Origin of the sequence: Pseudoalteromonas sp. NGC95 (genome assembly GCF_015864705.1) — a bacterium.
Lineage (GTDB): Bacteria > Pseudomonadota > Gammaproteobacteria > Enterobacterales > Alteromonadaceae > Pseudoalteromonas > Pseudoalteromonas arctica.
The window spans coordinates 391,310-414,400 of record NZ_JADYWR010000001.1 but is presented as its reverse complement, the minus strand read 5'-3'; the positions used below and the strand labels follow the sequence as shown (position 1 = coordinate 414,400).

The following is a 23,091-nucleotide window of genomic DNA, read 5'->3' as shown; positions in this document are numbered from 1 at the left end:
GCACAATGACAAACATTAAATTTCAAGAAGAATTTAGTTCTAAAATCCCCGCATTAACTTTGCTGACTAACTTAGGCTACACGTTTATTCCACCAAGTGACTGTGAAGCCCTGCGCGGTAATACGTTAGCAAGCCATAAGAAAAGCAGCCATCAGGTGGTGTTGTTACCTGTAATGCGTGCCTTTTTAGCGAAACAAACGTTTTCGTTTGCAGGTAAGCAACATACGCTCTCAGAAGCGGCCATTGATAAGGTAATGCATGAGCTGAACCCCGCTATGAACCTTGGGCTAAAAGCGGCTAACGAGAAGATTTATGATGCGCTAATGTATGGCGTGAGTGTGACTGAATTTATTGATGGTAAAAAAGCATCCCCCACTATTAAGCTTATTGATTGGCATAATATTGATAACAATACCTTTCATTGTACCGAAGAGTTAGTAGTACAAAATGCCGAGGGGACGGGCAACCGCAGACCGGATATTGTGTGTTTTGTAAATGGTTTGCCATTAGTGGTGATTGAGGCAAAACGCCCCGATTCAAACAAAGAGGGTAAATCGACCAATACTGAGGCAATTTCTCAGCAAATTCGTAACCAAAAGCAGGATGAAATACCGCATTTATATGCCTACAGTCAGTTACTGTTAGCCATAAACGGGCATGAGGGCTTGTATGCAACGTGCGGCACCCCTGAAAAATTTTGGGCAAAGTGGAAAGAAGAGCAAATACCGGAAGCGGAATTTGTTAGGCTTAAAAACCACACGCTGAGTGATGAGCAATTAAATACGCTCTTTAACCATCGCCCTGCAAAAGATAAAACAGATTACCAGTCACTTATTGCCGCAGGAGAGCTGACGGTAACCGACCAAGACAGGCTAATTGTAAGTTTGCTACGCCCTGAGCGCTTATTGGATATGACCCGACTGTTTACGCTGTTTGATAAAAAAGTGGGTAAAATAGTTGCTCGTTATCAGCAAGTGTTTGGCATTAAAGCATTAATAGAACGCATTAATACGTTTGATGACACGGGTGCGCGTGAAGGCGGCGTTATTTGGCATACCACGGGCAGTGGTAAGTCGTTTACTATGGTATTTTTATCAAAGGCGCTTATTTGGCTTGAAGAGCTAGCGCAGTGCCGCGTAATTATAGTGACTGACCGAGTAGACTTAGAAGACCAGTTAAGCCGTACTTTTGCCTCCGGAGGGGTATTAACAGACCGCGATAAAAAAGATGCGATGGCGACAACCGGTAAGCGCTTAGCGGAGCAAATTGGTCAAGGGAACGAGCGTGTTATTTTCTCGATTATTAATAAGTTTGGCTCTGCGATAAAACACAAAGACTGTTACAACGATAGCCCTAATATTATTGTGTTAGTGGATGAAGGCCACCGTAGCCAGAATGGTGAAAATAATATCCGTATGCAGCAAACCCTGCCTAAAGCTGCGTTTGTTGCCTTTACAGGTACGCCACTATTGAAAGACGATAAGACCGAAAACAAGTTTGGTAAAATCATTCACTCTTACACGATGCAGCAAGCGGTTCAAGATAAAACCGTGACTCCACTGCTGTATGAAGAACGTATTCCTGAGCTAAACGTTAACGATAAGGCGATTGATGCATGGTTTGATCGCAGTACCAGTAAGCTGAGCGACAAACAAAAAACCGATTTAAAAAGAAAGTTTTCGCAAAAAGGTCAAATATATCAAACTGCCGATCGCATTATGTTAATTGCCTATGATATTACCGACCACTTTCAAAATTTTAAGCACCAAGATTTAAAAGGCCAGCTAGCTTGTGACTCTAAAGCGTCTGCAATACGCTACAAAGAGGCATTAGATAAAATTGGCACCGTGACATCTGTTGTGGCAATGTCGGCCCCTGATACCCGTGAGGGGCACGATGTAGTTGATCAAGAAAGCAAAGACATTGTGCAAAATTGGTGGAAAGCCAATGTTGATAAAATGGATGAAAAAGCCTACACCAAAGCCATTATCGAAGACTTTGGTAGAGACGATGGCCCAGACATCATGATAGTGGTTGATAAACTGCTAACGGGCTTTGATGAGCCAAAAAATACAGTGCTGTATATCGACAAACCTCTTAAAGAGCATAACCTGATTCAAGCCATTGCCCGAGTAAACCGTTTGCATAGCAAAAAACAGTTTGGCTACCTGATTGACTACCGTGGCATTTTAAAAGAGCTTGATACCACCATAGAAAAGTACCAAGACCTTGCAGAGCGCACCCAAGGCGGCTTTGATATAGATGACCTGAAAGGGTTATATAACAGCATGGATACCGAGTATAAAAAACTGCCGGGGTTACACAGCGATTTGTGGGCAATATTTGAAGGGGTTAAAAACAAGCAAGATGGCCCAGCACTTCGCCAAGCATTAGCACCAAAAGTACATGAGGTTGGTGGTAAGCTTACCGACACCAACCTTAAAAAGCGTGATGACTTTTACTCAATACTCACGGCATTTTCAAACTGTATGAAAGTAGCGCTGCAATCAGCCACCTACTTTGAAGATAAGTCGTTCGATAACAAGCGTGACCTATACAAGCATGACTTAAAAGCTTTTGTAGATTTACGTAAACAAGTACGTGAAGATGCTGATGAAACTATTAATTACGATGAATACGCTGAAGATATCCGTAGCTTACTCGACAAACACATAGCAGGCATTGAAGTAAAAGAACCTGACGGAGCTTACTTGGTAGGCAACTTAGGAAAAGACGTTAAGCCGCAAGATTTGAGTGATGATGAGGCTCGTAACCAAACGGACAAAATTACTGGTCGTATCACCAAGATGATTGAGCAAGATTTAGCTGATGATCCTTATGCACAAGAATACTTTTCTAAAATGCTTAAAAAGGCCATTGACGATGCTAGAGCCATGTTTGATGCCCCTGTTAAGCAGTACATCTTGTTCGCTGATTTTGAACAAGAAGTAAAAGACCGCAAAGTCTCTGATGTTCCAAGTGACTTTGTGGATGACGCCGGCAAGTTAAACACACATGCTCAAGCCTATTTTGGCCTGTTCAAACATTTGTTTGATAGTGAACTTTTAACTAAAAAGGCACTGGATAACGAGAAATTGGTATCGCTTGCTTTTAATATTGATGCCGTCGTGAATGATGCGGTTGCTGAGTATTCCATTAACCCTGCGGAAATTGAAAATGCCATTCACATGAAGTTATTACCATTACTGTTTGCTGAGCTTGGCCTTGATAATGCTCAAAAGCTGATTGAAGAAGTGTTAAAGATAACCCGATTAGGCATAGCTAGAGGCTAATGTAAGTGACGCAAAAAACGGTAGCCGCTGCTATTCATTCTGAAGAAAGCAGCGCAACAACCAACGAACACGGTGTTTTTACTTATGGTAACAACACCATTCGCTACGACGTTATTCGTAAAACCAAGCCTGCTGATAACTCTAAACAAACAGCACGCAAAGTAATTATTAAGGTTCACCCTGATCAGCGTGTTGTAGCGACAGTGCCACATGATGCAAGTGATGACGCTATCCAAGATGCCATGCATAAGCGTGCCAGATGGATTTGGCAAAGTATTAATGACTTTGCAAAGCAAAAAGATACGGTATTACATAAACAATATGTGAGTGGCGAAACTCAGTTTTATTTGGGTAAGCGCTATGTACTCAAGGTAATCGTTGATGCTGAGCAAGTGCCTAGTGTAAAACTGAGTCGTGGCAAATTAAACGTCACACTCAAGCACGAAATAAGCAAAGATATTACCCCTGATTCTCAAGATAGACGATTGGTGAAAATTAAACCGCTAATCGACAAGTGGTATCAACACAAAGCAAAAGCAATTTTCCATGAACGACTAGCCGAACTACTGCCTAAGACCACATGGGTTACAGGTATTCCATCTTTTCGTGTAATGGCAATGAAAAAGCAATGGGGGAGCTGTTCGACCAAAGGCAACTTAATGCTCAACCCACACCTTGTTAAAGCCCCTAAAGAGTGTATTGATTACGTAATATTACATGAGCTCTGCCATATTGCGGAACACAACCACAGCGAACGCTTTTGGCGTTTGTTAACCCAAGTTATGCCTAATTGGAAAGAAGTAAAAGCTGAGCTGGACGATATGGCAGAGATGTATTTGAATGAGTGAAACACAATTAATAGGTTTATAAAACGTGATTAAGAAAAAGATGCCTGAAAGTTTTATAGAGTTTTTGTCGCTGCTCTCTAATAATAAACTTATAACTGACTTTACGAATCAATTAATATCACTACCTTCAGAAGAAGATAATTACTTTATCTCAATTGGTGACAGATGGTGTTCAGTAGAAAATATCGTTAAGCGGGACTTAAATGTTAGTAAACAGTTATATAGCTTTGCTTTTGAAGGTTTAGATCCTAATTTTTCATTCAGCTCAGGGAATTTAAAAGCAATATATCTACCAGATGAAGACTTCATAAACGGCGGTAGTGCAATTATAATTTTCTCTATCGTTGGCAGCACATGGCGACATATAGTTCCGTTAGAAAATCAATTGTCTTTATGGGAGCAACTAGGCCTTCTAAATTAATACTGTTTTATTAATAATTGAAACTACAACAGTACGTTTAAAGAGAGCTTTAACTATTTTCATTTATATACAGAGCAAAATGAAAGGTACTAATTTTTAATGATTTCATCTGTGATTTGACTATCTAAGTATTTCCTTACTTGAGGTAAGTTATTTGCGCTATCTTTTAAGATGAAATCTAACGCAGAGCTGTTGTCAAATATCTGATTTTCTCTTGTTATCCATGCATGAGCTAATTTTTTATCTGAAAAAAGCGTTCCAAGTGCTTTGTATATTCCTAAGACATACGAAATACGCAATAAAGTACCATCGGATAAAGCTATTATAGTGTCTTGTTTCCAGCCTTTAAATAATTGTTCAGATGACTGACCAAGTAAATTCGTTTGCTCCTTTTTTGTAACTTCCCATTTCGTCATGATGTTGAAAAAAACACGCAAAGCAATCTCTGAGGTTCTTTTAGGGTTTTTATTTAATATTTCATGCTTTAAAAGTGACATAAATACACTCATGTATTTGCTCAGTTGTTTTGAGCGAAAGAATAGCTATTGAGCTTATATAAGCCAAGTAGCGTGTTAATCGTAGATATCTTATTTTGTAAAAAATATACCCTTTCTTTTTTGATCAGATACTCTAATTGGGTTTCTTTTTCTAGAGTTTTTCCTAATATTACGTCAATATTGTAGGGAACTAGTGTTGCTCTGCATTTTATCATCTCTAAATCACATAGTGCTTTCTGCATATCAAGAGCTAAAACAAAACTGAAATGCAGCTCCTTTTCTACTTTAAGTATGTGATGTGGTTTGTAGAATAAATCTGTTTTTTTATATCTGATGCCTTTAGAGTATGTTGATATGATCAGTAAAGATTTTTTTGTAAGCTTCTCTAAATATAGTGAAACCAGCTTTTCTATTTGCTCAAAGCCAAAGTATTTAGCAATTTCTAATTTCGTAAAATCATCACATATCTTCGAAGAATAAATATACACTGTTTTTTTTGAATCAATAATTTCATGAATAATAGAATTTACATCTGCCATATATCACTTCACTTCCTTTATTATGACTAATAAGTCATTTTTTATGTAATATAGTGCATATGAGCTGTATTGGCAATATGGGATCATCCTATTAAAAAATAGGGTTTGATCTTAATGGTTCATGTAAACAAATTAATTGGCAAAAATATAAAATTAGCGCGAGTAAAAAAAGATTGGAGTCAAGCCGATCTTGCTCACCGACTTGATGTAGAGCAAAGCTATATTAGTAGGGTTGAATCAGGTTTAGTGGCTGCTTCGTGCGAAAGAATATATGAGATAATTCACTTACTTGATTGTGAGTCCACCGATATCTTTCCTCCAGCGAAACCTACAAAAACTAGCTTTAATGGATAATATTTTTATTGGACCGAAGTTCATGACATTTACATCAGGAACCAAGAATTCTCTCGATTAAATAAATAACAATGAGATAAGAGCTTTTAAAGTAAACGTGTGGCCAGAATCACTGCACAACTACAATTTGTCAGGTACAGTCAAAGTTAAGGACGATCTTCTTTTATCACATTTAGCTATACATAAAAGAATCGAAAATATAGAGATGTATATTCACTTTTTAAAGCAAGTAGTCGAAAACTACCAGAGCGAGGCAGCTTGAAGAGAATAAAGGCTTGAATTACTAAAGGCGCTTATTTTAAAAAATAATAAGCTGTAAGCTAACAGAAATAAAATTTAACAAAGCACTAAACTTACTTCTGGAAATATTAGATCTCCCTCATTAAATCCAACTTATAGATAAGCATCTCGTATAAAGCACTCAAATAAACTATATTCTAATGCTCACTTCGTGAGGACTATTGAAACAGCTAAAAGATAATTTTTTATACGAGAAAGTATTCTTTTCCTGCTTTATTAACGTTTATGAATCACCATTAATTATATTGTTGGAGTAAGGCTATTCAAAGTAATTCTTGAAGAAGAATAGGTAGTTTATAAATCACTTTTGCTATCGAAGTTTTGTAAAGTTTCGTACATTTTAAAGCTAAACTTTACAGGAATCTTTACGTTTTTAGGTTTTTGAATTTAAAATATATATTTATCAATGGTTTGATTTTAATTTAAAATACAAGGTCACCAATACCGTTCTAAATGATATAAAGTTATTAGTGTAATACTCATATTAGACCTCGTTTTTACGGGGTTTTTTTATACGAGTTGTGTAGTGAGGGCAACCCAGAACTATCAATGAATATCGTCATTAAGCAATAAAATGAAATAGTATTAGTAAACATGTTAAATTATGGTGGTATTTACATTTTATTTAATTGATATATATATCGTTAACACTTACCATTAAAGGACTTTCACCTTGATTACACAATGAGAAACATGAAAACTAATATCTTATTTTTATTTCTTGTTTTTCAATTTGTGAGTCCAATTTCAAACGCTCAACCTTCTTCAAATGTTACTCATGTTTTATTTATAAATTCAACAAACCAAGATATGCCTTGGCACAAAAGTGTTGATTCTGGACTGCGTAAAAAACTTATAGAACGTTCTTTTAGTTATGAACTCTTCGTTGAAAATATGGATGTAAACCGATTCGATGAAGCAAATCAAAAACAGTTAATGAAGGACTACCTCAAACAAAAATATAAAAATAAGCACATCGATATCATTGTTACTCAGTCTCCTTCTGCAGCAGTACTTTTATCGCAATTAGATGACTTTTTTATAAATGCTCCAAGAATATATTTGGAACCAGGCGCTCAATTTAGTTTGCCTAAAAATACTAACGGAGCAGTGATCCAAGCTAAATTAGATTACGCGCAAGCAACAGCAAGCGCTGTTAATTTAATGAAGCCTAAAAAATTAATCGTTATATTAGATACAAAAAACGATATTGGGATGAGCTTTTATCGAGGGCTCTTTTCGGTTATTAACCGTGACTTTTCGTATTTAGGCGTAGAGAAGTGGTTTGATCTTTCAATGCCAGAGCTGCTAACTAAAGTAAAAAATGCGCCAGATGATTCAATTATATTGTTTACTCCCATTTTCAGGCATTACGATAATAAATCCCTTAGCCCTTATCAGCTCGTAGAGCAATTAGCTAAAGCAAGTTCTGCGCCCATTTTTAGTTATTGGGAGGTACTATTAGGCTCAGGTGTTGTTGGTGGGTATGTGTTGTCGGGTGAAAAAATAGGCGAACGTATTGCCGATTCGATAATTTTATACAATGAAAATAAAAGCTTAAGTGCAATCAGTGGTGAAGGGCTAAGTGTTTACGCTTATGACTGGCGTCAATTAAACAAGTTCGATATAGCTCCACAAAGCTTGCCAGAAAAGTCTATTATATCCTATTACGAGCCAACCTATTTTGAGCAAAATAAAACATTAATTTACAGCGCTACTGCGATTATTTTTATTCTTAGCAGCTTTTTAGTTTTCGTATTGTTTTTAAATCAACGGCGAATTCAACTTTTAAAAGAGCTTGATGAAGAAAAGCAAAGATTAGAGTCTCGCGTTGATCAGCGTACTGAAGAACTGTTGCAAGCCAAAGAAGAGGCCGAAAAGCTGACATCCGCTAAGTCTGAATTTTTAGCAAATATGAGTCATGAAATTAGAACTCCTATGAGTGGAATTATTGGCTTAACCAACATTTTGCTCGAAAAAGGTTTGCCTGGGGAATATGAGCATTATTTAAATAAAATTAAATATTCTTCAGATCAACTCCTTGTAGTTATTAACGATATTTTAGACTTTTCAAAAATTGAGTCTGGAAATATTAACCTTGAGGAATTTCCTTTTTCTGTAAATTCGGTTGTTGACTACATCAGAGCAACTTTTGATGAGCTAGCTCAAAGCAAAGGGATCACATTTGATATTGTCATTGGTAAAGAGGTTAAACTCGATTTAATAGGTGATGTAGTTCGAATAAACCAAGTACTGCTAAATTTATGCTCTAACGCAATTAAATTTACTACACAGGGCTTTGTATCGGTATTAATAGAATCAAAAAGATCGTTAGCTGATCCTAAGAGCGTTTGTTTGTATTTCATTGTTAAGGATTCCGGTATTGGGATTGCCGAGCAAAGCCTTACCGATTTATTTGAATCTTTTACTCAAGCTGACAGCTCTACAACCAGGAAGTTTGGCGGCACAGGTTTAGGTTTAACTATAAGTAAGCGTTTATGCCAATCGATGGGTGGGGATATAACGGTAAAAAGCACTCAAGGTGTAGGTAGTGAATTTATAGCTTCGATTAAGGTGAAATTGAATAACCAAGCGTTGATTGATAACACTCCCGACCTAACTTTTACTGATTCGTTCGAGGTATTAATTATAGATGATAATGAAGATGATCTTAAGGTAATTGAAAATCAGCTAACGGCTATGGGGCTGGTATGTACGGCCTGTCAATCTGCTAAACAAGCTGTTGATATTATTGAACACAATAAAGAGAAATTTAAAGTTATTATTGTCGACTGGGCTATGCCATCAATGAGTAGCGAAACTTTTTTAATACGCATTTTCAATATTAATCCTCAACTTTATAACAACACGATTGTGCTTATAATGAGTGACGAAAGTTTACTTAATAATGCAGCCAAAAAAGTAAGTATAAAAACTATTTTGCAGAAACCTGTATACACGAGTGTTTTGTATGAGGCGATTGAAAGTAAAGTAGTAGGCCCTCTTAATGAAGTGCCTATAGTAAACACCGTAAGTGAAGCGTCGCTGACAGGTATAAAAATATTGGTTGTGGAAGATAACTCGATCAACAGACTAATTGTTACAAACATACTAGAGAAGGCTGATGCTCAAATTTACTTGGTTGACAATGGATTAGAATGTATTCAAGCCGTGAAATCACAATCGTACGATATTATTTTGATGGATATTCATATGCCTATTATGGACGGGGTTGAGGCGAGTAAAATTATTCGTAGCGATAGTGACAAAGCAATCGCAAATATTCCAATAATTGCTTTAACAGCTAATGTTATGAAAGATGATATTACACGATACTTATCCATTGGCATGAACGCCCATGTTGCAAAGCCTATTAAAGCGCAAAATCTACGTGAAACTATAATCCGCTGTTTAAATAAATAGCTGAGCCATTAAAGTGATTTAATAATTATCCATATTAAGTACCTATCGTAATGTCTCCCGTTGCTTGAGCCTATTTTGGATAACTTAAAAAGACAATTCATAAAATAGAATCTGGCCACCTGTTGCTATATGAAGTCTCATACATTCTTTTCCCCATATGTTTATTTCAGCAAAGGTTGAATTATCAATGTCAGAAGTTAGTGAGTTAGGCACCATAAACAAAGCACATCGCTTCGCTGCACACACTACAAACAAAACGCGCTTAAGCTTGAGGATTCAATTTAATCTATTTATAAAATAAAGGGCATAGTTGTTTGTTTTTGTAAGTTCTCGTTTATCTGAGTGTTTTTTGTTTAGCGCTATTAATAAACGTTTAAACTTAGTTTACAGCCTTGTACTTCTATAGATATTGAACAACACTTTAGTTAATAATTTAACGGGTGGCAGGCTATGCAAAAGAGTAAACTCTGGCTTTTCAAGTACTTCAAAGGTATCTCTTTTGTCTTATTTTTAATGATGCTTATTAGTTTTAATTTCGTTTTAAATGATGCATTACATCAAAAAGTTCATGCTTCTGGGCAGCAGTTCGTTAAACACGTTTACGAGCTGAATTTATCTCCTTCTATAAACAATGAAGTGTTGGCCGCATTAGCTAAAAGTGAAGGTTTTGTGTTGGAATGGCCAAAGCCTGCAGAGCATTTTAGGCATTTAGTGAATATAGAGCGCGAAGTTTTTTCTTACAAAACATTAAGTTTGAGCCTCTATCACTATCCTGCTTGGGTAACACAAAGTTACTTATTTATATTGCTAAACTTGATCATATTAGGCGCCGCTGGCTGGTTTTATCGCTGGTGGGGGTTATTGAATGTAAGCCGTAAAATTACGCCCAAAAATACAATGATACAACCTACTAAAATTATTAAACAAAAACAAAATAAAATACGATTAATTAAACAAGTAAAAAAATGCGAATTAAGTTCTTTGTATGGGGTTAATAGAGCATCACATAGCTTATTTTTACTCATTGAATGTGACTTTGGTAAGAAAACCGATAAAGAAGCTATTTTTAAAGTGTTAATCACTAGAAAATTGACTGAATTTAAAGATGTGTCGGTAAAAATATTAAATTCCAGTTACTTAGCCGTCACCTTGCCACATATACCTACTCCCGAGTTAGACAGCTACGTTGAAAAGCTTCATCAGAGCGTGTTTTTACTATGCCAAAATTATCAAAAAAGTATGACTCATAAAAACATTAAAATAGGTGCGTGCGACTATCGATTAGGCGCAGATAAAATTGCGGTTTATCAGTTAGCAAAATCAGCACTTATGCTATCGCAAAACAGCTTAGTGCAGCATTCTCACCGCTTAGCGTTAAATTACTGTCAAGAAAAACCACTTTCTAGTAAGCAAGTTATCGAAAATATTAAAAAGAATAAATTTATATTATTCTTCCAGCCTTTATTTGAGCTCTCTAGCGGGGAAATTTTAGAACATGAAGCGCTTATCAGAGTTAGGCATAGCCAACTTGGATTACTAGCTGCTCGTTATTTTATTAATCAGGTTTATAGTAATCAAGACGCTTTAATATTAGATAAAGCTGTAATAACACAAGTTAAAAAGCTAATGCTGAGTGAATCTTCGGCCTTAACAGTTAGTGTAAATCTACACCCTAAAAATTGGTTTAATAATGTATTTTGGGAATGGTTACCTAGTCAAATAGCAGAGCTTAAATTAAGTGCTAAATTACAATTTGAAATAAGTGAGACCGAATTTTTTACTCATAGAGAATCGATAACTAATGCACTTAATATAATTAAAAAAAGCCGTTCACAAGTTGTGATTGATAATGTAAAAAGTAGTGAGAAAGTAGCGGTATTAGCTGATTATAACCAAGTATGCGGGCTTAAATTATCATACGAACTAATTCATTTATTAAATGAAAAAACTCAAAATCAAAGGCAAATAAAAAAGATAGTCGAAGCCGCAAACCTCTTAAATTTACCTGTGTATGCCGTTGGCGTAGAGACTCAAAAAGAGTTGTTTACGCTTGCCAAATTGGGAGTGGTGGGAGCTCAAGGGTTTTACTTTTCAGAGCCACTTCAAGAGTTTACGCAAGCGGTATTTAATTAAATTAACCCTCTATATTTAAGTCCATTTAGCCCCTGAAGCCCGCCAGTATGAACCGCAATAATTTTACTCCCAGATGGGAAATAATCTTGCTCTATAAGTTGCCACAATGCATACATCATTTTTCCGCTATAAATAGGCTCAAGCGGTAGGTTGTGTTTGCGGCTCATATCTTGGCAAAACTGCCATAACTCAGGTGAAAACTTACCATAGCCACCACCATGAAACTCTGTGAGTAACTGCCAGTTAGTTTGATTATTGGCTTTAGCGCTCAGCTTTTTTATTTCTTCATTTAAATAATTAGCTTGTTTTAATACTGCTACACCAATCACTTGTGTTGTTGAAGCACTGCCCTCTATTAATCCAGCAAGCGTGCCACCACTACCGGTAGGGCACACTAAGTAGTTATGCTCAGGTAAGCTTTGTACTAACTCTTTACATCCTAATAAGGCGTGCTCGTTTGTACCACCTTCAGGAATAATATAAGCATTTGGAAAGCGCTCTTGCAGAGCATTAAGGTAATCGGTGTCGTGGCGTTTTCGATACTCTATATGATTGACTACATGTAGGTTCATACCACAATGTTTTGCAAATTGGATTGTTGGGTTGTTGTTATCAAGTTCTGGTCCGCGAATAATTGCATGTGTTTTAATGCTAAATTCTTTTCCTGCTGCTGCGCAGGCGTGAATATGATTTGAGAACGCGCCACCAAAAGTCAGAAGTTCTATTTTATTTATCTTTTGCATATGCGCTAAATTGTATTTTAATTTACGCCATTTGTTACCACTTATTAGCGGATGTAGTAAATCGTCACGCTTTACACCTAAATAAATATTTCTCTTTTTTAGAAACGTTGTATCTATTTGTTGAATATGGTTATTTTCGTTTATTTTGAATGATTGATGCATTTTTATTAGTTTTCAACTTGGCAAAGTAATTAAAGTGTACGACACTTGGTTAATACACAATTAACAATAGTAGCTATATGAAAGAAAAGCTGTTTTCTTGGTTAAATCGTAGTTTAGATCCTAATACAGCTATTGGTGTTGCAACGTATGCAGATACTGTCAACGCAGTATGTTTAAAAAAACAACGCGACCAATGGATGGTTCACAGTTCACACAGTGTAAATGTGTCTGAGCAAACCGATTATACCGCTGCAATTGTTGCTTGTACAAATGAGGTTTCTACTGATATTTGTGCAGTTAATTTAGTCATACCGCACTACTTTTATCAAATAGTGCAAATGGATAAACCAAACCTTAGTGATGAAGAAATTATTCAGTCACTCCCTTGGACTACAAAAGACTTAGTTGATATAGCACCTGAAAACATAGTTGCTGACTTTATTGATTACCCAATAACTTTACCAATGCAAAGCAGCAAAATGAATGTATTTATTACGAATAAGCTGCAACTACTTCCGTTTATAGATAGTTTTGAGCAAACCAAGCCTGTTTTACGTGCAATGACTTCCGAAGAGATGATTTTAGTTACCTTGTTTGGCACGTATAAAGAAGCGCATATGCTGATTGTGCAACATGTTAATCATGAGCCTCGAATCTTAATTATTCGTAATGGACAATTAGTATTAGCTAGACGATTAAACGGTTTTTTAGGTATTTCTGATAAAGATCAAAATCAAGAGTTAGTAGAAGCGTTAGGATTAGAAATTCAGCGTTCTATGGACTTTTTTGAAAGCCAGCTCAAGCAACCGCCAATTCGCAGCATTCAGCTACAGTGCGACGATTTATCGTCATTGACTCTTAGAGCTGGGCTTGCAGAGTTTTTACAAGTAAAGGTTGTAGATTTTGCGCCCAATATAGAATTAGCGAAGCAATTAGAACCTAACTTTTATTATGCACTTGGTGCTGCCTATCAATTAACTGATCCGGAGTCTGTGCTATGAAAACCCGGATTAATTTTTACCAAAAAATCTTACGCGTTCGGCGAGATCCAGTCCCTTTGTCTGGAATGATTACGTTGTGGTTAGGTGCGCTATTAATTATTGCAATCACGTGGGCTTTTTACAGTTATAAAGCCTATTCAAGTGAACTTGATTTAGAACAAAATAGGCAATACCTCAAACAAGGAAAAGCTCAGTTAGAAGTTGTAAAACAGCAGTTAGCAGAGAAGCAAAATAAAACAATTTTTATTAATGAGCTAAAAACACTTCAGCAAGAGGTTTTGCATAAGCAGCAAATATTTAGTTATTTAGAGCAAAGCTCAGATCAATCCGCAACCGACTATGCGCAGGTTATGCAAGATTTAGCCAAGTATCACGAGCCTAATATCTGGCTTACTCATATTAAATTTGTAGGGCAAAGTGTCACGTTTCAAGGTCAAACATCGCAGTCAAAATTTTTACCTATGTGGTTTAATAATTTAAAGCAGTCACTTTTTTTTATTGATAAAGAATTTTCAGTTTTAGAACTGTCAACAAAAGATGGTCTGAGTGAATTTAATGTGGCGACCGACCTTGCTGATAAAGGCGCTAAACCATGAACAACAAGAAAGACAAAGGTTGGCCTATTTGGGCAAAGTATCGGGCTCAATTTGCATCGCTGCAAAAGCGTGAGAAGTATTCCACTGTATTTGTAGGCTTATTCATGGTGATTTACCTCGGTCTGTGGTTTGTTATTTTTCCACAGCAAGATGAAGTTGCTCATATTCGCTCTGAACAAAATGTAACATTGCAAGAGTTACAGCAGATAAATGCGCAACTCTCCATGTTAAATCAAGCACTAAACTACGACTACACTAAGGTTTTACGCAGTCAAATTGCACAAACCAGAGATGAATTAGCTGAAATAAATAATCAACTTAATAGTTTTAGCCAAGGCTTTGTAGCGGCTAAAAATGTACCTGCCGTTTTAAAAGATTTGCTCGTAGATAGTAGCGACGTAAAAGTGAGTAGCTTTAATGTAAAACCAGCACAGGCTATCGATGTAGAAAAACTAGGTGAACATGATACGCAAACATTATTTTTTGAGCATCAGATGGTCGTTACTTTAGAAGGTAGCTACTTTAGCTTACAAAAATATTTAGCCGCATTAAAAAATAATCAAGATAAGTTATTAATACAGGAGTTTAGTTATCAGGTACTAGAGTACCCTCAAGCTGAATTAACTTTACAAATTGCTACAGTGAGCGCTAATGAAAAATTTATCGCATTATAATTTATGTTTTTTATTATTTTTATTCACTTTCGCACACAGTGCATTAGCGCAATTACGCGATCCTACTCAACCAAATATGTATGTAAATAACAACAAGAGTGTAGCTCAAAGAACAGAACTTAAATTGCAATCTATTATTAAAAACAGTACCGCATTTAAGGCTATTATTTCTGGCCATATTTATCGAGTGGGTGATGCTATAGACGATTTTCGGGTGCTAAGCATAAACTCAAAACAGGTCGTGCTAGCAAATGACGATAAACAAATAAAATTAGAATTATATGACTATGAAATTAAAAAATAATTTATCTTACCCGTGGCTTGTTCTCCTATTATTGCCTACATTTTTAACGGCTTGCCATAGCTTTAAGCCTGGTAAAGAGGTTAAAAATCATATAGAGCAAGAGTTATCTGAAAGACCTACAGAGCCTAAAGTAATTGTGCCTTTACAAATGCCAAGCGAACTTACACAAAGCTTATTGTCATCTATAAATAATGAGCAAACTATAAGTGATGATTTATCTATAAAGCGTTTTGATGTCGCAGCAAATGATGTTGAAATAGGCGCTTTTTTTGCAGGCTTAACAGACGATACCCCTTTTAGTGTTGCTGTGCATCCTGAGGTAAATGGCACAATTAATTTAAATCTTAAAAGCGTTACGTTTAATGAAGTCATTAATGTTATTAAGCGTATGTATCCTTTAGATATTGTTAATGAAGGACGAATTGTACAAGTACTACCAGCCAAAATGCGCACAGAAACAATACCTGTAAATTATTTAATGATGCAACGCCATGGTCAGTCTACAGTGAGTGTTGTTGCTGGTGGGGTGAGTCAATTTGCACAAAGTGGCAGTGGTTCGAGTGGTTCAAGTTCAGGTAGTAGTAACCAGCAAAATAGTGAATTTGGCGGCGATAATCAAAGCTTAGATTTGAATGGTTCTCGAATCCAAACAATTAATAAAAACGATTTTTGGAAGGAATTAGAAGTTGCCCTTAAGTCTTTAATTGGCGCAAGCGATGGGCGCTATGTTGTTGCAAGCCCACAAGCTAGTTTGGTAACCGTAAATGCATTACCAAGCGAAATTAGTCAGCTAAAAGAGTTTTTACGTCAAAGCCAAGAAAACCTGCAACGCCAAGTTATTCTAGAAGCAAAAATAATAGAAGTAACCTTAAAAGATGAATACCAACAAGGGGTCAACTGGGAGCGCATAGCCAGTGGTTTAGAAGGCGGTATTTCGTTTGCTACAACAGCGGGTTCTACAATTAGTAATAGTATTTCGGCTGCCATTGGCGGAGCGTCATCGCTGACAATTCAAAAGGGTGACTTTAACGGGGTTATTAATTTGCTAGAAACCCAAGGTGATGTGCAAATGTTATCTAACCCTCGTGTTACGGCTACAAACAACCAAAAAGCAGTTATAAAAGTAGGACAAGACGAATATTTTGTTACTAATGTATCAAGTACGACGGTAACGGGTACTGCAACAACTACCTCGCCTGAGATTGATTTAACGCCGTTCTTTTCTGGTATTGCGCTTGATGTAACGCCGCAAATTGACAAGTACGGCTCAGTCATTTTGCATGTTCACCCTTCAGTAACTGAAACAGAAGAGCAGCTAAAAGTAATTACTTTAGATGACCAACGTTTTGAGTTACCTCTAGCGCAAAGCAACATTCGAGAATCAGATACCGTTATTCGCGCTCAAAGTGGCGAAATAGTGGTTATTGGTGGTTTGATGCAAACGTCAACACAGGATGAAGAATCAAAAACACCCGTGCTGGGTGATATCCCCATATTTGGCAACTTATTCAAAAGTATTCGTAAACGCCAAGAGAAAAAAGAACTAATTATTTTAATCAAACCAACTGTTGTTATGCCAGATACTTGGAAAAAACAACAAGGTGAAAGCCGTCAGCTTTTAAAAACATGGTATGAAAACTAACCATGTATTTAAGCTTTTTCAATTTAAGTGAAATGCCTTTCACGTTAACCCCTAACACACAATTTTTTTGTGCACTTGAACCGCACCACGAAGCGATGCAAGTGCTAACAACAGCCATTGAAATGGGTGAGGGGTTTATTAAAGTTACCGGTGAAGTTGGCACAGGTAAAACGTTGCTTTGTAGAAAGCTATTAAACCAACTTGAGCCAGATTACATTGTGGCTTATTTGCCTAATTCCTATTTAAGCCCAGAAGAGCTTAGATGGGCGATTGCAATTGAACTGGGTATGGATGTAGATAAAGCATTGGACCAACAAGCATTAGGGCAGCTTATAAATCATCACCTACTCGACTTACAAGAAGATAATGAGCGTGTAGTGCTTTTGATAGATGAGGCGCAATGCTTGAGTTGGGAGACTCTAGAAGCGTTGAGATTATTTACAAACTTAGAAACAGAAAGCGAAAAACTAATTCAAGTTGTGTTATTTGGGCAACCTGAACTTGATGAAAAACTGGCAAATAATAAAGTAAGGCAGTTACGCCAACGTATCAGTTTTTCGTATAAGTTACGGGCGATGACTGGCGCTGAGGTTGTTTATTATATTAATCACCGTTTACAAGTTGCAGGATTTAATAGGCCTCCTTTATTTAATAATAGTATGGGGCTTAAGATTGCCAGAGCAAGCCGTGGAATTCCTAGATTAGTTAATATTTTATGCCACAAAGCACTATTACAAGCTTACGGTGAAGGGTTAAATACAATAACAAATCGCCATATTCAGCTTGCCATAAAAGATACCGAAGACTGCGCAAAATATCGAACCGGTCAATATTGGAGCTACAGCGCGTTAATGTTTAGTGTTTTAGCTATTGCTGCCATATGGGTATGGAGGCAGTGGTTATGAGCGTTATAAATAATATGCTTAAAAATATTGAGCAACGTGAAGCTAAACAAGTGAATATTCAAGAAGGTATAAGCGTAAAGCCAATATATGATGTAAAAAACATTGTATTTAAAGCCGCAATTTTACTTATTATGCTAGGTGTTATTTTTTTAGCATACCTGTATTTACCGACCGCCGACGAAAAAGAAACTCAACATGAGTCTGTTTTACCACAGCAAAAAATGATCGCGGTTTTGAGCTCTAATTTATCTGATTCTCAAGATGAAAAAAGCACTGTAGAGCCTTTAGTTGAGCAAGAAGTTGTGAAGAAGGTTGTGCAAGTTGAGCAAATAAAGCCAGAAGTGAATGATTTAGCTGAATCCAAGTTGAGTGAAGTAACATTACTGGTTTCTCAACCAACGGCTGAGCCAGTTGTAATTGCTGAGGTTAAACAAAGGCCTGCACTAGCTAAAGATAATGTGTTGGTGGCTAGCGAAGTTATTGTCAGCAAGCCAAAAATTACTTCAGTGACTAAAACTAAGCCACAAAATACTATGATCAAAAGTGCAGCAGAAACTAAGTCACCACAGGCTTTATTAGTCGAGCAATTAGCAGCAGCTAAACAGGCAATACAGTTTGGCTTATACAACGAAGCCATTAGTGATTTAAACATTATTTTAGCGCAATCGCCTTTACATGTTGAAGCTCGAAACTTACTGGCTGCAACTTACTTTAAACAACAAGATATAAATTCGGCGCAACAGGTTTTGCAAGCGGGTATTCGCCAAAATCCTACCGTACTTGAATGGCGTGTAATGCTAAGCAAAATACTCATTATGCAACAACAGTATGAAGGAGTATTACTGCTTTTAAGTGATGAATTTGAATCCCAGGCGAATCTTGATTTTTGGGTGCTGCAAGGTACTGCTGCGCAAAGTGCGAGTAAGCACCACAAAGCACTTGAAAGCTTTAAACATCTTACACAGCTCCAGCCTAGTCAAGCTAAGTGGTGGCTTGCACTTGCAACCTCAAAAGATGCACTGGGAGAGTACCTCGATGCTAAACAGCTTTATAAAGTAGCTCTAGATTTAGGTGGGTTAAATACCGCTATGACCCAGCATGCATTACAGCGTTTAGTTGCACTAAAGGAGGCCGTATGAGACCTAGTTTAAAAATGCGCTTAGGCGATTTACTTGTCCACGAACACATGATCACCGAAGCGCAACTAAGTGAAGCATTAAATGTTCAAGCGGCGACTGGTCGTAAATTAGGTTCCACACTTATTACCCTTGAGTTTATTAGTGAACCACAATTATTACGCTTTTTAGCGCAGCAATTACAGGTACCTTTTTTAGATATATCACAGCGAAAAATATCACACGATGTATCTAAGCTTTTATCTGAGGTATATGCGCGTCGTTACAGAGCACTAGTAATTGAAGACAATGGTGACTCTGTTTTGGTCGGGATGAGCGATCCTGCTGATTTAAGGGGGCTTGATCAACTTGCGACTATGCTTGCTCCTAAACGAATAGATTTAGCTGTTGTACAAGAAAGCCAAATCATGGCTGCATTTGATAACGTATATCGTCGTACAGATGAAATTACCAACTTTGCAGCACAACTCCATGAAGAATACCAAGACGTAGAAGAGTTTGATTTAAACTCTTTAGGTGATGAGACATCTGATGCAACCGTCGTAAAGTTACTGCAATCAATATTTGAGGATGCTGTTCAAGTTCGCGCATCTGATATTCATATTGAGCCAGATGAAGGTTTGCTTCGCATTCGTCAACGTGTAGATGGAATATTACAAGAGCACACTCTTAACCAAGTAAAAATAGCATCGGCACTAGTGCTACGTTTAAAGCTTATGTCGGGATTAGATATATCTGAAAAACGCCTCCCTCAAGATGGCCGGTTTAATATAAAAGTGCGCAGTCATAGTATTGATGTACGCCTATCTACCATGCCGGTTCAGCATGGTGAATCAGTTGTAATGCGTTTGCTTGATCAATCTGCAGGATTATTATCGTTAGATGAAACAGGCATGCCGGCACACATATTAAAACGTGTGCGCAGCATTATAAAACGTCCACATGGCATGGTTTTAGTTACTGGGCCAACAGGCTCGGGTAAAACAACCACACTTTATGGTGCATTAAGTGAGTTAAACCAACAAGAAAGTAAAATTATTACCGTAGAGGATCCCGTTGAGTATCGTATTGGCCGTATTAACCAGGTACAAATAAATAATAAAATAGGGCTAAGTTTTGCCAGTATTTTACGGACCGCTCTAAGGCAAGATCCTGACATTATAATGGTTGGCGAAATGCGTGACCAAGAAACCGTAGATATTGGATTAAGGGCCGCTTTAACAGGCCACCTCGTACTATCAACGTTACATACCAATGATGCAATTACCAGCGCTATGCGCTTAATCGACATGGGTGCACCGGCTTACTTAGTCGCAAGTTCACTGCGAGCGATTATTGCTCAACGATTAGTAAGGCGAGTATGTAATGACTGTAGAGTACCGTACTTGCCAGATCGCCAAGAAATAAGTTGGTTAAAATATTTAGGCGAAGAGATTGCAGATGCTCAATTTTCTAAAGGGCAAGGTTGCACAGCATGTAATCACACTGGTTATAAAGGACGTGTAGGTATTTTTGAGTTGCTCGAAATGGATGATGCAATGATGGAGGCTTTACGAGTGAACGACACACAAGGTTTTGCGAAAGCCGCTAAAAATAGCGCAAACTTTTCGCCGCTCTCGGCTATGGCATTAAATTACGCTAAGAAAGGTATTACCTCTTTAGATGAAGTATTTAAAGTGGCTGAATATATCCCAGAAATAGTAGGGGATATTGATGCAACTATATAGCTATAAAGCGAAAGACAGCAAAGGTGTTTTGGTAAAAGGCCAATTAGAAGCGAGTAACCAAGCTGGCGTAGCTGATAGTTTAATGAAGCGTCAATTTATACCCATATCAATTTCTTTAGTTGAAACAAAAAATAATATTAAAATTTTTGATAATTTATTTGTCGAAAAAATAACGCTAGACGACATGATTATGTTTTCTAGACAAATGTATTCGCTACTAAAAGCGGGTATTCCAATTATACGAGCAATGATTGGATTGGCAGATACAACACAAAATAAAGAATTTAAAAATGTATTGATGGAAGTTACCAGGCAACTTGAGCAAGGCCGGGACTTATCCAGTGCAATGGCAATTCATAACGAGGTATTTAGCCGTTTAACCGTGTCAATGGTAATGGTTGGTGAAGGCTCTGGCCGGTTAGAGGATGCTTTTTACCAGCTCGCTATTTACTTTGAAAAAGAACAGGAAACTCGCAAACGGATAAAAGCAGCGATGCGCTACCCTACTTTTGTTATTTTGGCTCTTGTAGCAGCTATGGTTATTTTAAATATTTTTGTAATTCCTACCTTTGCTAGCATGTTTGCCAAATTCGATGCCGAATTGCCGTTAATGACTCAAATATTAATTGGTACTAGCAGCTTTTTTGTTAATTACTGGTGGTTATTGTTGGTAATGGGTATTGGAGCGGTATTTGCGTGGAAGCGTTATTTAAATACAGAACCTGGACGTTTTAAGTGGGATCAATATAAATTAAAAATTCCATTTATTGGAGATATTTTAAAACGCACATTGCTTGCGCGCTACAGCCAAAGTCTAGCTATGGTATTGCGATCTGGCGTACCTATGACCACGGGGTTATCGCTAACAGCGCATGCCGTAGATAATAGCTATATGGAAAAAGCGATTATTACTATGCGCCAAGATATAGAAAAAGGCGATAGCTTACTTAGAGCCTCAAAAAGTTCTGAGCTGTTTTCTCAGCTTGTATTACAGATGGTCGCCGTAGGTGAAGAAACAGGCCGGGTTGATGAGTTACTTCAAGAAGCAGCTGATTATTATGAGCGTGAAGTTGATTACGACCTACGTAGTTTAACCGCCAAAATAGAACCTATTTTAACTGTGTTTGTTGCCATTATGGTGCTGATTTTAGCATTGGGTATTTTTATGCCGATGTGGAACATGATGTCGGCAATTAAAGGGAATTAAGGTGAACACAACAATAGCTTACTCAAAAGGTTTCTCATTATTTGAGTTAGTTATTGTTGTTATTTTACTGGCAGTAATTTTGAGTTTTGCTATACCTCAATATATAGGTATTAAAAATCAAGCGCATAATGCAAGCGTAGATGCTATTGCGGGGAGTTTTTCATCGGCTGTTGGCATGGTTAGAGGTCAATGGGAATTAGAGGGAAGGCCAAATAGTAAGTCAAACAAAACATTTGTTAATTATGGAGGTGTAATAGTTGGTGTCGATGGAGTGTTAGGTACACCAACAAGCGATGAAACAGAAAAAAAAGATACTCGGGTAAAAGCTCTAAATGCTAATAAATGTCGCCAAGTATTAAATGTAATTTTACAAGATGCACCCAGTAGTACGTTAAGTAATGAAATATCAAGAATAAAAAGTGTAAGTTTTTTAGTTAGGTACAATGCAGAAAGTTCGCAATGCGTCTATTATTTAACTCATACCATTGATATTAAAAGTATACCTAGCAATACGGGTAAAATATTAGGGTTAACAGGTTTTTCATATTTTGCTAAAACAGGCAAAGTAAAAATATTTAAAAATTAAGTAATTAAAAAGAGGCTTACTTATGAAAACGCAATCGTTAAAAAGTTTACCAATGAATAAACAAGCAGGTTTTACACTTGTTGAATTGATCATCGTAATTGTTATTTTGGGCATTTTAGCTGTTACTGCAGCACCTCGTTTTTTAAACTTGCAAGGTGATGCAAATGCTTCAACACTTGAAGGCTTACAAGGCTCTATTCGCAGTGGTATGAATATTGTGAATGGTAAGGCTATTATTGCTAGCACGCAAAAGGAAGACACAGAAATTGTTGCAGTTGATACAGGAAATGTTGCTATTGTGTATGGCTATCCAGCTGCAACAGAGGCTGCATTTGAAGCATTTTTGGATGTGGATTTCGATGGTACTGGAGCTGATTTGGCAGACTTTAACCTTGTAGTAACGGCTAATGGTACTAATGGTACTACTGATGCTGGTGCCGTACCAAAAGTTACTATTTACCCAAACAGCTATACTGCAACAGGGGATTCAACTGCAGATGATGAATGCCGTATTGAGTACACTGAAGCAACGGCGACTACTGGACCAGTGAAAATAACACCACCTAAGGTTGAACTTTTCACGGACGGTTGTTAATTTAT

General features: G+C 37.0%; 20 protein-coding genes. 17 read left to right on the top strand and 3 right to left on the bottom strand.

What is annotated here, in order from left to right; translation table 11 throughout:
• The first annotated feature begins 5 nt into the window (after nt 1-5).
• Genes I6E70_RS01865 through I6E70_RS01855 form a run of 3 tightly spaced genes read left to right on the top strand, consistent with a single transcriptional unit; the run spans nt 6 to nt 4,562 of the window.
• Complete coding sequence (locus tag I6E70_RS01865) at nt 6-3,293, top strand: type I restriction endonuclease subunit R (RefSeq protein WP_197187913.1); 3,288 nt, start codon at nt 6-8, stop codon at nt 3,291-3,293.
• Between the two features lie 5 nt (nt 3,294-3,298).
• Nucleotides 3,299-4,141 (top strand): M48 family metallopeptidase, encoded by an 843-nt coding sequence (locus I6E70_RS01860; RefSeq protein ID WP_197187912.1) that lies wholly within the window; start codon nt 3,299-3,301, stop codon nt 4,139-4,141.
• Between the two features lie 25 nt (nt 4,142-4,166).
• Nucleotides 4,167-4,562 (top strand): hypothetical protein, encoded by a 396-nt coding sequence (locus I6E70_RS01855; protein WP_197187911.1) that lies wholly within the window; start codon nt 4,167-4,169, stop codon nt 4,560-4,562.
• Nucleotides 4,563-4,651: 89 nt separating this feature from the next.
• On the opposite strand, the gene I6E70_RS01850 is transcribed toward I6E70_RS01855, so the two are convergent.
• Together I6E70_RS01850 and I6E70_RS01845 are read right to left on the bottom strand one after the other, a co-directional pair.
• Complete coding sequence (locus tag I6E70_RS01850; RefSeq protein WP_197187910.1) at nt 4,652-5,059, bottom strand: DUF2384 domain-containing protein; 408 nt, start codon at nt 5,057-5,059, stop codon at nt 4,652-4,654.
• Nucleotides 5,060-5,079: 20 nt separating this feature from the next.
• The gene (locus I6E70_RS01845) at nt 5,080-5,598 is read right to left on the bottom strand and encodes a hypothetical protein (RefSeq protein ID WP_197187909.1); all 519 of its coding nucleotides are present in this window, start codon (nt 5,596-5,598) and stop codon (nt 5,080-5,082) included.
• Nucleotides 5,599-5,712: 114 nt separating this feature from the next.
• Between I6E70_RS01845 and I6E70_RS01840 the strand changes: the two genes are divergently transcribed.
• From I6E70_RS01840 to I6E70_RS01830, 3 genes are all read left to right on the top strand, one after another.
• On the top strand, nt 5,713-5,952 hold the full coding sequence (locus I6E70_RS01840; protein WP_197187908.1) for a helix-turn-helix domain-containing protein: 240 nt from the start codon (nt 5,713-5,715) through the stop codon (nt 5,950-5,952).
• A gap of 993 nt (nt 5,953-6,945) precedes the next feature.
• Nucleotides 6,946-9,675 (top strand): response regulator, encoded by a 2,730-nt coding sequence (locus I6E70_RS01835; protein WP_197187907.1) that lies wholly within the window; start codon nt 6,946-6,948, stop codon nt 9,673-9,675.
• Nucleotides 9,676-10,125: 450 nt separating this feature from the next.
• On the top strand, nt 10,126-11,808 hold the full coding sequence (locus tag I6E70_RS01830; protein WP_231620025.1) for an EAL domain-containing protein: 1,683 nt from the start codon (nt 10,126-10,128) through the stop codon (nt 11,806-11,808).
• Here I6E70_RS01830 and I6E70_RS01825 read toward each other — a convergent pair.
• Entirely contained in the window at nt 11,805-12,713 is a 909-nt protein-coding gene (locus tag I6E70_RS01825) for a 1-aminocyclopropane-1-carboxylate deaminase/D-cysteine desulfhydrase (RefSeq protein ID WP_197187906.1), read from the bottom strand. The two genes, I6E70_RS01830 and I6E70_RS01825, sit on opposite strands and share 4 nt — an antisense overlap.
• Before the next feature lie 77 nt (nt 12,714-12,790).
• Here I6E70_RS01825 and I6E70_RS01820 point away from each other — a divergent pair, with 77 nt between their 5' ends.
• From I6E70_RS01820 to I6E70_RS01770, 11 genes are read left to right on the top strand one after another with little or no spacing between them, the layout of a single operon-like run.
• Nucleotides 12,791-13,714, top strand: coding sequence for an MSHA biogenesis protein MshI (locus I6E70_RS01820; protein ID WP_197187905.1), 924 nt, complete (start codon nt 12,791-12,793; stop codon nt 13,712-13,714).
• On the top strand, nt 13,711-14,310 hold the full coding sequence (locus I6E70_RS01815) for a PilN domain-containing protein (protein WP_225913160.1): 600 nt from the start codon (nt 13,711-13,713) through the stop codon (nt 14,308-14,310). The genes I6E70_RS01820 and I6E70_RS01815 overlap by 4 nt, the downstream gene beginning before the upstream one ends.
• On the top strand, nt 14,307-14,984 hold the full coding sequence (locus I6E70_RS01810) for an agglutinin biogenesis protein MshJ (protein ID WP_197187904.1): 678 nt from the start codon (nt 14,307-14,309) through the stop codon (nt 14,982-14,984). The genes I6E70_RS01815 and I6E70_RS01810 overlap by 4 nt, the downstream gene beginning before the upstream one ends.
• Complete coding sequence (locus I6E70_RS01805; protein WP_197187903.1) at nt 14,962-15,288, top strand: agglutinin biogenesis protein MshK; 327 nt, start codon at nt 14,962-14,964, stop codon at nt 15,286-15,288. Before I6E70_RS01810 ends, I6E70_RS01805 begins: the two co-directional genes overlap by 23 nt.
• Nucleotides 15,272-16,930 (top strand): pilus (MSHA type) biogenesis protein MshL, encoded by a 1,659-nt coding sequence (gene mshL / locus I6E70_RS01800; protein ID WP_197187955.1) that lies wholly within the window; start codon nt 15,272-15,274, stop codon nt 16,928-16,930. The genes I6E70_RS01805 and mshL overlap by 17 nt, the downstream gene beginning before the upstream one ends.
• A 2-nt stretch (nt 16,931-16,932) precedes the next feature.
• The gene (locus I6E70_RS01795) at nt 16,933-17,835 is read left to right on the top strand and encodes an ExeA family protein (RefSeq protein WP_007586321.1); all 903 of its coding nucleotides are present in this window, start codon (nt 16,933-16,935) and stop codon (nt 17,833-17,835) included.
• Nucleotides 17,832-18,974, top strand: a complete 1,143-nt coding sequence (locus I6E70_RS01790) for a tetratricopeptide repeat protein (protein WP_197187902.1) — start codon at nt 17,832-17,834, stop codon at nt 18,972-18,974. Before I6E70_RS01795 ends, I6E70_RS01790 begins: the two co-directional genes overlap by 4 nt.
• Nucleotides 18,971-20,698, top strand: coding sequence for a GspE/PulE family protein (locus I6E70_RS01785; protein WP_197187901.1), 1,728 nt, complete (start codon nt 18,971-18,973; stop codon nt 20,696-20,698). The genes I6E70_RS01790 and I6E70_RS01785 overlap by 4 nt, the downstream gene beginning before the upstream one ends.
• On the top strand, nt 20,685-21,905 hold the full coding sequence (locus I6E70_RS01780; protein WP_101217855.1) for a type II secretion system F family protein: 1,221 nt from the start codon (nt 20,685-20,687) through the stop codon (nt 21,903-21,905). Before I6E70_RS01785 ends, I6E70_RS01780 begins: the two co-directional genes overlap by 14 nt.
• A gap of 1 nt (nt 21,906) precedes the next feature.
• Nucleotides 21,907-22,491, top strand: a complete 585-nt coding sequence (locus I6E70_RS01775) for a pilus assembly FimT family protein (protein WP_165724851.1) — start codon at nt 21,907-21,909, stop codon at nt 22,489-22,491.
• 22 nt (nt 22,492-22,513) lie between these two features.
• Nucleotides 22,514-23,086 (top strand): prepilin-type N-terminal cleavage/methylation domain-containing protein, encoded by a 573-nt coding sequence (locus I6E70_RS01770; RefSeq protein WP_197187900.1) that lies wholly within the window; start codon nt 22,514-22,516, stop codon nt 23,084-23,086.
• The last annotated feature ends 5 nt before the right edge of the window (nt 23,087-23,091 follow it).

What these genes read in the sequence shown, in the direction of transcription:
- I6E70_RS01865 (WP_197187913.1), top strand. Translation starts at nt 6, where the DNA reads ATGACAAACATTAAATTTCAAGAAGAATTTAGTTCTAAAATCCCCGCA.
- I6E70_RS01820 (WP_197187905.1), top strand. Translation starts at nt 12,791, where the DNA reads ATGAAAGAAAAGCTGTTTTCTTGGTTAAATCGTAGTTTAGATCCTAAT.
- I6E70_RS01815 (WP_225913160.1), top strand. Translation starts at nt 13,711, where the DNA reads ATGAAAACCCGGATTAATTTTTACCAAAAAATCTTACGCGTTCGGCGA.
- I6E70_RS01790 (WP_197187902.1), top strand. Translation starts at nt 17,832, where the DNA reads ATGAGCGTTATAAATAATATGCTTAAAAATATTGAGCAACGTGAAGCT.
- I6E70_RS01825 (WP_197187906.1), bottom strand. Translation starts at nt 12,713, where the DNA reads ATGCATCAATCATTCAAAATAAACGAAAATAACCATATTCAACAAATA.
- I6E70_RS01810 (WP_197187904.1), top strand. Translation starts at nt 14,307, where the DNA reads ATGAACAACAAGAAAGACAAAGGTTGGCCTATTTGGGCAAAGTATCGG.
- I6E70_RS01835 (WP_197187907.1), top strand. Translation starts at nt 6,946, where the DNA reads ATGAAAACTAATATCTTATTTTTATTTCTTGTTTTTCAATTTGTGAGT.
- I6E70_RS01780 (WP_101217855.1), top strand. Translation starts at nt 20,685, where the DNA reads ATGCAACTATATAGCTATAAAGCGAAAGACAGCAAAGGTGTTTTGGTA.
- I6E70_RS01830 (WP_231620025.1), top strand. Translation starts at nt 10,126, where the DNA reads ATGCAAAAGAGTAAACTCTGGCTTTTCAAGTACTTCAAAGGTATCTCT.
- mshL (WP_197187955.1), top strand. Translation starts at nt 15,272, where the DNA reads ATGAAATTAAAAAATAATTTATCTTACCCGTGGCTTGTTCTCCTATTA.
- I6E70_RS01850 (WP_197187910.1), bottom strand. Translation starts at nt 5,059, where the DNA reads ATGTCACTTTTAAAGCATGAAATATTAAATAAAAACCCTAAAAGAACC.
- I6E70_RS01770 (WP_197187900.1), top strand. Translation starts at nt 22,514, where the DNA reads ATGAAAACGCAATCGTTAAAAAGTTTACCAATGAATAAACAAGCAGGT.
- I6E70_RS01795 (WP_007586321.1), top strand. Translation starts at nt 16,933, where the DNA reads ATGTATTTAAGCTTTTTCAATTTAAGTGAAATGCCTTTCACGTTAACC.
- I6E70_RS01840 (WP_197187908.1), top strand. Translation starts at nt 5,713, where the DNA reads ATGGTTCATGTAAACAAATTAATTGGCAAAAATATAAAATTAGCGCGA.
- I6E70_RS01785 (WP_197187901.1), top strand. Translation starts at nt 18,971, where the DNA reads ATGAGACCTAGTTTAAAAATGCGCTTAGGCGATTTACTTGTCCACGAA.
- I6E70_RS01805 (WP_197187903.1), top strand. Translation starts at nt 14,962, where the DNA reads ATGAAAAATTTATCGCATTATAATTTATGTTTTTTATTATTTTTATTC.
- I6E70_RS01845 (WP_197187909.1), bottom strand. Translation starts at nt 5,598, where the DNA reads ATGGCAGATGTAAATTCTATTATTCATGAAATTATTGATTCAAAAAAA.